The 8,683-nt window shown below is 37.6% G+C and carries 8 protein-coding genes; 3 read left to right on the top strand and 5 right to left on the bottom strand.

The genetic code is table 11. The features are described from left to right. The coding region (locus tag VB711_RS26040) for a DUF4114 domain-containing protein (RefSeq protein ID WP_323289335.1) at nt 1-1,822 on the top strand (1,822 nt) is incomplete at its 5' end. On the opposite strand, the gene VB711_RS26035 is transcribed toward VB711_RS26040, so the two are convergent. Next, nucleotides 1,819-3,096 (bottom strand): ABC transporter ATP-binding protein, encoded by a 1,278-nt coding sequence (locus VB711_RS26035; protein ID WP_323289334.1) that lies wholly within the window; start codon nt 3,094-3,096, stop codon nt 1,819-1,821. The genes VB711_RS26040 and VB711_RS26035 overlap by 4 nt on opposite strands. Before the next feature lie 112 nt (nt 3,097-3,208). Here VB711_RS26035 and VB711_RS26030 point away from each other — a divergent pair, with 112 nt between their 5' ends. Beyond that, nucleotides 3,209-4,528: a DUF58 domain-containing protein gene (locus VB711_RS26030; protein ID WP_323289333.1), complete on the top strand. Its 1,320-nt coding sequence runs from the start codon at nt 3,209-3,211 to the stop codon at nt 4,526-4,528. A 20-nt stretch (nt 4,529-4,548) separates the two neighbouring features. Next, the gene (locus VB711_RS26025) at nt 4,549-5,769 is read left to right on the top strand and encodes a damage-control phosphatase ARMT1 family protein (protein ID WP_416233626.1); all 1,221 of its coding nucleotides are present in this window, start codon (nt 4,549-4,551) and stop codon (nt 5,767-5,769) included. Nucleotides 5,770-5,848: 79 nt separating this feature from the next. Here VB711_RS26025 and VB711_RS26020 read toward each other — a convergent pair whose 3' ends face one another. From VB711_RS26020 to VB711_RS26005, 4 genes are all read right to left on the bottom strand, one after another. Next, on the bottom strand, nt 5,849-6,307 hold the full coding sequence (locus VB711_RS26020) for a hypothetical protein (RefSeq protein WP_323289332.1): 459 nt from the start codon (nt 6,305-6,307) through the stop codon (nt 5,849-5,851). Nucleotides 6,308-6,541: 234 nt separating this feature from the next. Beyond that, nucleotides 6,542-7,801 (bottom strand): FAD-dependent hydroxylase, encoded by a 1,260-nt coding sequence (locus tag VB711_RS26015; protein WP_323289331.1) that lies wholly within the window; start codon nt 7,799-7,801, stop codon nt 6,542-6,544. A gap of 70 nt (nt 7,802-7,871) precedes the next feature. Beyond that, nucleotides 7,872-8,240, bottom strand: coding sequence for a DUF5615 family PIN-like protein (locus VB711_RS26010; RefSeq protein ID WP_323289330.1), 369 nt, complete (start codon nt 8,238-8,240; stop codon nt 7,872-7,874). Beyond that, complete coding sequence (locus tag VB711_RS26005; protein ID WP_323289329.1) at nt 8,237-8,533, bottom strand: DUF433 domain-containing protein; 297 nt, start codon at nt 8,531-8,533, stop codon at nt 8,237-8,239. The genes VB711_RS26010 and VB711_RS26005 overlap by 4 nt, the downstream gene beginning before the upstream one ends. Nucleotides 8,534-8,683 lie beyond the last annotated feature (150 nt).

Here is an 8,683-nt window from a genome sequence, read left to right as displayed (position 1 = left end):
TGACACCTTCACTTACAGCTTCCTATCTGGAACTAACGATAATAATCAATTTACAATTCAAAATAATCAACTTTTAATAAATAATTCCCCAGATTTTGAAACCAAATCAACTTATAACATCTTAGTTCGCAGTACCGACTCTAATAATCAATCCTTTGACCAGACATTCACAATTAATATAAATGATCTAAATGAAACACCAACAGATTTAACAATAAGTTCTAACAACGTTAATGAAAATGTCGCAGCTAATACCCCTATTGCTACATTCACAACTATCGACCCAGATATAAGTGACACCTTCATTTATAGTTTAGTAGCTGGAAGCAACGACAATAATCAATTTACTATTACTAATAATCAACTTCTAATAAATAATTCTCCAGATTTTGAAGCGAAATCAAGTTATAGTATCAGCTTGCGTACTACTGATGCTGCTAATCAGTCGTTTGAGAAGACATTCACTATCCAAGTCAATGATATCAACGAAGTACCTACTAATTTGGAATTTACACCTATCCAAGTTAATGGGAATGAACCAACTAATACAATAATTGGTACATTCGCTTCTAGTGACCCAGACAGAGAGAATGTTTTTGTTTACAGCTTAGTTCCTGGAAGTGGTGATACTGATAATGGTGTATTTACTATTAATGATAATCAGCTACTAATTAAGAATGCAGAAGAGTTTGGTAATAAGGGAATTTATAATATTCGTATGCGTACTAGCGACAGTGGTAATCTGTCTTTAGAAAAAACTTTGTCTATTTTATCTATTAATATCAATGATACTGAAGAAGCTGTTATAACGAGTGTTAGTGATGATATTCTAAATGTTAAAGGTAACGGTGCTACTGCTACAATTAAAATTACTCTGACCAGGAGAAATTCTAACTTGGTGAATGAGTTAAATGTATATACTGTTGATGACAATCAAGGAAGAATTAATGGTATTTCTCCTGGTGATGTAGGTTATGTTCAAGCATCATTAAATCGTTCACGTGTGATTTTTTCATCTCTTGCTAATTTACCTAATGGGTTTACTAATAGTGATGTTAGTCGGTTGCTGGAATTAAAGTCTGATGAAAATTTGAGATTTTATTTGGTTAAAAATAGCACGACTGATGATGTTTTAGCTGGGATTACTCCTATAACTGATGTACTGTTTTCTAATCCTTCTACACAACAGCTTACAAATTTGGGTAATAACTTATTTTCTCTAGCTTGGAGAGATAGTTCTAATAATAGGACTAATGACTTTCAGGATCTTGTGGTGAATATTCAGTCTACAACGGAAAGTTTACCTCTGGGTACAAATCTCCAAGGTTCATCTCAAGCAGAATTAATTGATTTACGCGGTTTTACACAACAGGTTACGGCTAATTTTATTGTTAACAGAGAAGCTGCTTTTAATAATTTTGTTGGCTTTTATCAAGTTGAAAATATGAATGGTGATATTAATGTTAATGGTGGTGTGTTGCGTCCTGGTGACTCAGGTTATATTCAAGCTGCTGTGAGAGGACGTGCAAATATTGATTTGAGAGTCAATAATCAAGGTACTGTTTCTTTATCTGGTAGTTTTGAACCTAATGCTATTTTTGCACCATTTATAATCGCTAATGGCAGTCCTGATGCTATTCTTGATAGTAATCCCAATAATGATCCTCCTGTCTATTTTGCGTTTTTGGGTGCTAATAAAGATAAAGTGGATCACATTCGCTTGTTAGGGAATAATATCTTTGGTTTTGAGGATCTAGCCAATGGTGGCGATCGCGATTATAATGATATCGTTGTCCGAGTTAATTTGACTACCCCTATCTAAACAAGTTTTGGCAAACTTAAAGAGGTATTTTTAGGAAATATTGCTAGGTTTGTTTCTGAATCAAAAAAGTGCAGTTTATCTGAATTTAGTGAAAACCATAGTTGTTCACCCAATTTAATTACTCTGTCTGGTGGAACTCTCGCTTGCAGAAATTGATCTTCTGTATTTGGTAAATTGGGTTCAGCAATTTTCACAGATAAAAAGGTGTCATTACCCAAATTCTCTACCAAATCTACCTGTACTGGTAAATTTTTGGTCGCTGGTACACCCAAGTTCAAATGTTCTGGACGAATGCCTAATATTATAGTTTGCCCATCGTATTTTTGTAAGGTACTTCCCCAAATTTCTGGTAAAGTTAGGCGAAAATGTGCATGAGTAATTAATAAGGGGGCGTGAAATTCTACGGGAATAAAATTCATTGGTGGTGAACCAATAAATTCTGCTACAAAACGGTTAGCTGGTCGGTTATAAAGTTCCAGTGGTGCGGCTACTTGCTGGATTTTACCTTCCGACATGATAGCTATACGATCGCCCATTGTCATCGCTTCTGTTTGGTCATGGGTAACGTAAATGGTTGTAGTTCCCAACTGACGCTGTAATTTAACGATTTGGGCGCGGGTTTCTGCCCTTAGTTTAGCATCTAAATTAGATAGTGGTTCATCCATTAAGAATACTTGCGGATTGCGAGCGATCGCTCTTCCTAATGCTACCCTTTGTCTTTGTCCCCCAGATAATTGCTTAGGTAAGCGATTGAGTAAGGTTTCTATTTGCAGCAATTCGGCAACATTTCGCACTATTTCATTTATAGACCGTTCTTTGTCCGAGGTGTATTGTAAGCCCTTTGGTAACTTTTTAGTCACTCCTACCAGCAGGTTTTCTCCCCATTTGGCAAATTTTTCTTTACCTACTCCCCCATCTTTAAATCGACGACGCAACCCAAAGGCAATGTTATCATACACCGTTAGATGGGGATAAAGGGCGTAATTTTGAAACACCATCGCAATATCCCGTTCTTTGGGGGGTAAATCATTAATTAACCTATCGCCGACCCAAATATTACCACCTGTCATCGTTTCTAAACCAGCAATTAACCGTAATAAAGTGCTTTTACCGCAACCAGAAGGACCCACCAGCACCATAAACTCACCATCAGCGATGGTTAAATTGATCCGTCTCAACACGCTGATGCTATCTGCACCATGTTGTGCATTGACATTTTCACCTTTGCGGGGAGGGAAACTTTTATAAACGTCTTCTAATATAACTTGTGTCACGAGTAATTATTTTATAACAGGGAACGGGGAACATTTCAATTCAGAATCAAATATATATTTACCTTTGCTACAGCGATCGCTTTTAATAAGGCCAGTGATCATAATTCAAAATATGCTTCCTAGTCAAAGAGTTTATTTTTTATTAATTTTGGCAATAGTTATAACTCCGGTTATGTCTATGTTGATTGGTGTTTCCCTGAGTCTGGCTGTAATTTTACTATTTGACACCGTTGTTTTAGCATTAATGGTAGTTGATGGGTGGAAGGTGAAAAAAGATCGGGTGAAAATTAATCGAGAATTACCATCTAAATTATCCATTGGGCGCGATAATGTGGTAAAATTGAAAGTAGACTCTGGCGAAGGTCAGGCGATCATCCAAATCCGTGACTTTTATCCCCAACAGTTCCCTGTCTCTACAACCACCCTTACTGCCACAGTAACTCCTAATAGTCATCAAGAATTAACTTATACAGTTCACCCAACAGAACGGGGTGAGTTTACTTGGGGAAATATTCAAGTTAGACAGTTGGGAAATTGGGGTTTGAGTTGGAATAATTGGCAAATTCCCCAAAATACGCGAGTAAAAGTTTATCCTGATTTAATGGGATTGCGATCGCTCTCCATTCGTCTCACCCTCCAATCATCCGGTTCAATTCGCAAAATCCGCCAAATGGGAATGGGAACAGAGTTTGCAGAACTGCGGAACTACCGCAATGGAGACGATTTACGGTTTATTGATTGGAAAGCCACCGCCAGACGTTCCTATGCTAACACAGGTCCCCTAGTTAGGGTGTTAGAACCAGAACAGGAGCAGACATTATTAATCTTACTAGATCGTGGTCGATTAATGACAGCCAGAGTTCAAGGTTTGCAAAGATTTGATTGGGGTTTAAATACTACATTATCACTAGCCTTAGCCGCATTACACAGAGGCGATCGCGTTGGTGTGGGTGTATTTGATCGTCAATTACATACGTGGATACCCCCAGAACGTGGTCAAAACCATTTAAATCGGCTAATTGATCGTCTGACCCCAATTCAACCAGAACTCTTAGAATCAGATTATTTAGGGGCTGTTACTCATGTAGTTCAAAGACAAACTCGTAGAGCATTAGTAGTAATAATTACAGACTTAGTTGATATTACCGCATCATCAGAACTCCTAGCTGCCCTTTCCAGACTAGCACCGCGATATTTACCCTTTTGCGTCACCCTCCGCGATCCTCAAGTAGACAATTTAGCCGACACCTTCACAGAAGATGTAACTACCGCGTACACTCGTGCAGTTGCTTTAGATTTATTAGCACAAAGACAAGTTGCTTTTGCCCAATTGAAACAAAAAGGTGTATTAGTTTTAGATGCACCAGCTAATCAAATTTCTGATCAATTAGTTGAAAGATATTTACAACTCAAAGCCAAAAATCAATTATAACAGAGAAATACCAAAAAGTAGTGATTAACCAAATAAATGTTCCCAGTCTACCATTGCCTACCCCACTTGTAGGATCAGAAATTGGTTCTTTTACAGAATTAACTGTAACTCAAAGAATGCCAGCGATCGCACTTCGAGTAATTGCAGAAAATAAATTTTTCCCAGAGATCAATCAAAGTTTACAAGAATTAGCCTTAGAACTACCAACAGGCAATTTACGACCATTGTTAAATGATCCTAATCCAGATTTTTTAGCTTGGGAGAAATATTCAGAACCCTATCAAGAACAGCGTTGGATTGATGTACCTTGGTTTTTCGCTGAAACGTACTTTTATCGGTTAATTCTGAATATTACCAATTACTTTCACCAAGAAATTGATCCCTTTGCTTTACAAAAATCTCAAGGTTTAGAAACATCTATAGATTCAATTGTTTCTCTGTGTTCTCAAACAGAAAAATGGTTAAATGAATCAAAGCAAGAAGGTAAACCCAGCAAATCATCGCTAATTGCTTTATTATACTTTGCTTTGTGGGGAAATCGTGTTGATTTAAGTTTATGGTCAGCATTTGCAGATGATCGGAGTCGTTTTGATATTCAAAGTCAACTCACAAATATTTTAGTAGATGATTCCTTTGCTGTTAGCAAATTACTAACTGCTTCTCAAGGTAAAAGAGTTGATTTGATCATTGATAATGCTGGTTTTGAATTGATTTGTGATTTGTGTTTAGTAGACTTTTTATTGGGTAGTGGTTTTGCTAATCAAGTTTATTTACACCTCAAACCCCATCCCACCTTCGTATCCGATGCGATGATTAAAGATGTCTATCAAACCAAAGATTTTTTAGCCGAAAGTAGCAATTCAAGCCTCAAATCCTTTACGCAAAGATTAACAGAAAATCTAGATTCTGGTAAATTAGTGCTAACTGAAGATTATTTTTGGACTTCACCCTTAGCATTTTGGGAAATACCCACATCTCTAAAAGACGAGTTAGGAAAATCAAGTTTAATTATCGTCAAAGGGGATGCTAATTATCGACGCTTATTAGGCGATCGCCATTGGGATTATAGCACAAAGTTCACAGATATAGTTTCTTATTTACCCGCCCCAATGGTAGCTTTGCGTACCTTAAAATCTGAAGTCGTCGCAGGTTTAAATCCCGCAGATATTCAAGAAAAAGCTCAACTTGATCCTAATTGGTTGACAAATGGACAGTGGGGAATAATTCAGTTAGTACCTTAAAAAAAGGGAATAGGGAACAGATAAAAAAATTTAGTTCCTTCCCTCTTACTTTCCTCATTTGCGCGAAACAAAAAGTAATTTATTCATCTACACAAAACTGGAAATTAAAATCAAGAACAATATCCCGATTCAAAACTCGCAGATGATTAATTAAAACTGCAATAGGATTTATTTCTTGAGTCATTAACCAAAACATCCAACAAATCAACTTGAGGATATTGAATAAAGTTGTGCGAGTTAAACATTCATGAACTGCTACACGGGCTTCATCTAAAAGACTGTCGTATTCTTCAACAATTGGCTGATCATGAAATATGGGAGAATTAATGCCGTGAATCCCACTAACTTGATATTTACCCATGGAAATCCTTGGTAGACAAGAGACTTCAAGGTGATATAAATCATGATAACATAGCCAATCATCATGTAAATATATCCTACTATTTCCTATTTTGACAATATCCTTGCTATTGCAACCCAGGAGTCTTTTAATAGATAAATCTAGCCCTAACTGTGAAGGAGGAATAAATTTTGCCATAGAAAAATAACCAATTTAAATTGGGTGTAAAATTGACTGTAGTTGTTGTATTTTTATGCTCGAAAGTTGTAATTTTCTAGGACAATTGGTACATTAATAATGTCTATCTTAGATATATATGATTTAATGTCAACTAGATATGCAACTATTTAAAATAATTAAGTAGCAAGAAATAGGGTTGAACCTTTTTTGACTTGAAAAACAACCCCTGAAGAAAAAATGAATTTTCTAATTTCAACGTTTAGCTAATGCGGGGGTTTTTCCCTTTAAACCAATCATCAATTTGAGTGCAAATATTTTTACCATAGGGACACGCTGCAAAATCCCTAAACCCAAACGACGAACTATAACTACTGGTAAGAAATTATTAGAAAATACTCGATCTAATAAATCGGTGAACCCTAAAATTGTCAGATTCTCTTTTTTTCTCCAACGTTCATAAGTCTTGAGAATCTGAATATTCCCAATATCTTCACCTGCTTTGTGTGCAGTTTCTAATACCTGCGCTAAGGCCGCAGCATCACGAATACCTAAGTTTAAACCTTGTCCACCAACGGGATGACAGTTGTGTGCTGCATCTCCCACCAAAGCTAAACGGGGGAGAACATAGCGATCGCTCTGCATTAACTGTACCTGAAAAATAAAGCGATCGCCCAATAATTCTAATTTACCCATTTGCTGACCAAATCGTTGACTCAGTTGGGCTAAAAACTGTTCATCATCTAACGCACACAAGGCTTTTGCTTCTTCGTGGGGTGCAGTCCACACAATGCGGCAACGATTCCCAGGTAAGGGTAAAATCGCAAAGGGTCCGCTTGTCCAAAATTTCTCGTAAGCCGTTTGATTATGGGGTTTTTCTGGCTTGACAAAAGCTACAATACACGACTGCCAATATTTCCAGCCTTTAGTTTTAATACCGGCTGCTTGGCGAATGGGCGATCGCGCACCATCGGCCGCTACCAATAGTTTACTGCAAATTTGCCGATTTTCTCCAGCAATGTTAACATTAATAATAACTTTATCTTGCCCGTATTCAGTATTTACCACTTCCGCCGGACACAGATAAGTTACATGATCACAACTTTGAACAAATTCCTGCAAAGGTTCTAGAAGTGCTTGGTGTTCAGCCACATAACCTAACTCTGGTGTACCTAAATCAGTCGTTTGGAATTGCACCACATCAGGATAATCAGCGTCAGAGAGGCGAACTTGGTTGTATTTGGCGATGTTGGGGAGAATTTTTGACCAAATACCAATTCCTTGAAAAATTTGCGCCGAAAGCAGATGTACAGCATAAGCTTGTCCTTTGGCGACGGAGACCGAGGCGACTCTAGCCTCAATAAGTAACACCTTCAAACCGGAATCCTTTAAAGCCGCAGCAGTGGTTAAACCCACAATTCCACCGCCGACAATTACCAAATCATAGTCATATCCCCGCTTGTCTGTGGGTGTGTGGAGAGGGGGGAAATTTTGTGTTAGCTGCGTCAGGGACATTGTTAAGATAGATTACGAGGTTTTAACTATTATTGTTACGCGATCGTCCCTTTTAGCGCAACGTGGAAATTTATTTGTCAATCCAAGCACCCAGAAATTCTACTTGGTTAACCATTTCCTCTGCTGACTTAACCGTAACCAACCTTAAAATACCCCGCATTAATTCCCCGACTGAGTAGTATTGTTGTTTTACTAAAATCATCCCTGCATGAGATTTTCCCTGGCTTAAAAAAGTTGTATGTAAGCGATAAAAATCCCGAATATTGGAAGTATAAACAACTCGGTTTTGTAATGTAGCCCAGATTAACTGTTCTTCATCAGGAAAACTTAATCTGTTTACACCCAGAGTAGTAATTATATCTACACCTCGATTTTTCAGAGGCAGCACTAATGCAGTATCACCAGAATCTTCATCCATGTATAAACGAATTTGATTCACGACTGCCTACTTGCCCTATGCAATGCTTCTATGCGGTCAGCTTCTGCTTCTTCTTCTGCAATATCGTTATCAATTTCTTCCCGATTCATATGATAATAGGTCAAGGCTGCATAAACTTGTCCTATGGTTAAATGCTCAATTCGTGCAGCAATTTCTTCTGCTCTCAGTCCTTGTTTATACCAGATAGCAATGCGTCGCACTGTTACTCCCGTGCCAGCAATTAAAGGACAGCCGCCATGAATACCGGGATGACTGTTAATGAGAGTGCCAATATCAGCAATAGTAGTTGACATGGTGAATAAATGGTGTTGGATATTCGTCTATTCTAACAAAAATCGTCCCTTTTAGCGCAACGTGGAATTAAGATTTTAATTGTCTGATAGCCTAGCGTCAGGATAACCAGGATTAGAGGATGTACAGGATGTTATTTCTATTATTTAGGG

Origin of the sequence: Cronbergia sp. UHCC 0137 (genome assembly GCF_034932285.1) — a bacterium.
In the GTDB taxonomy this organism is placed as follows: domain Bacteria; phylum Cyanobacteriota; class Cyanobacteriia; order Cyanobacteriales; family Nostocaceae; genus Cronbergia.
Note: the sequence above shows the minus strand (reverse complement) of the source record. Positions and strands in the feature narration are given on the sequence as shown.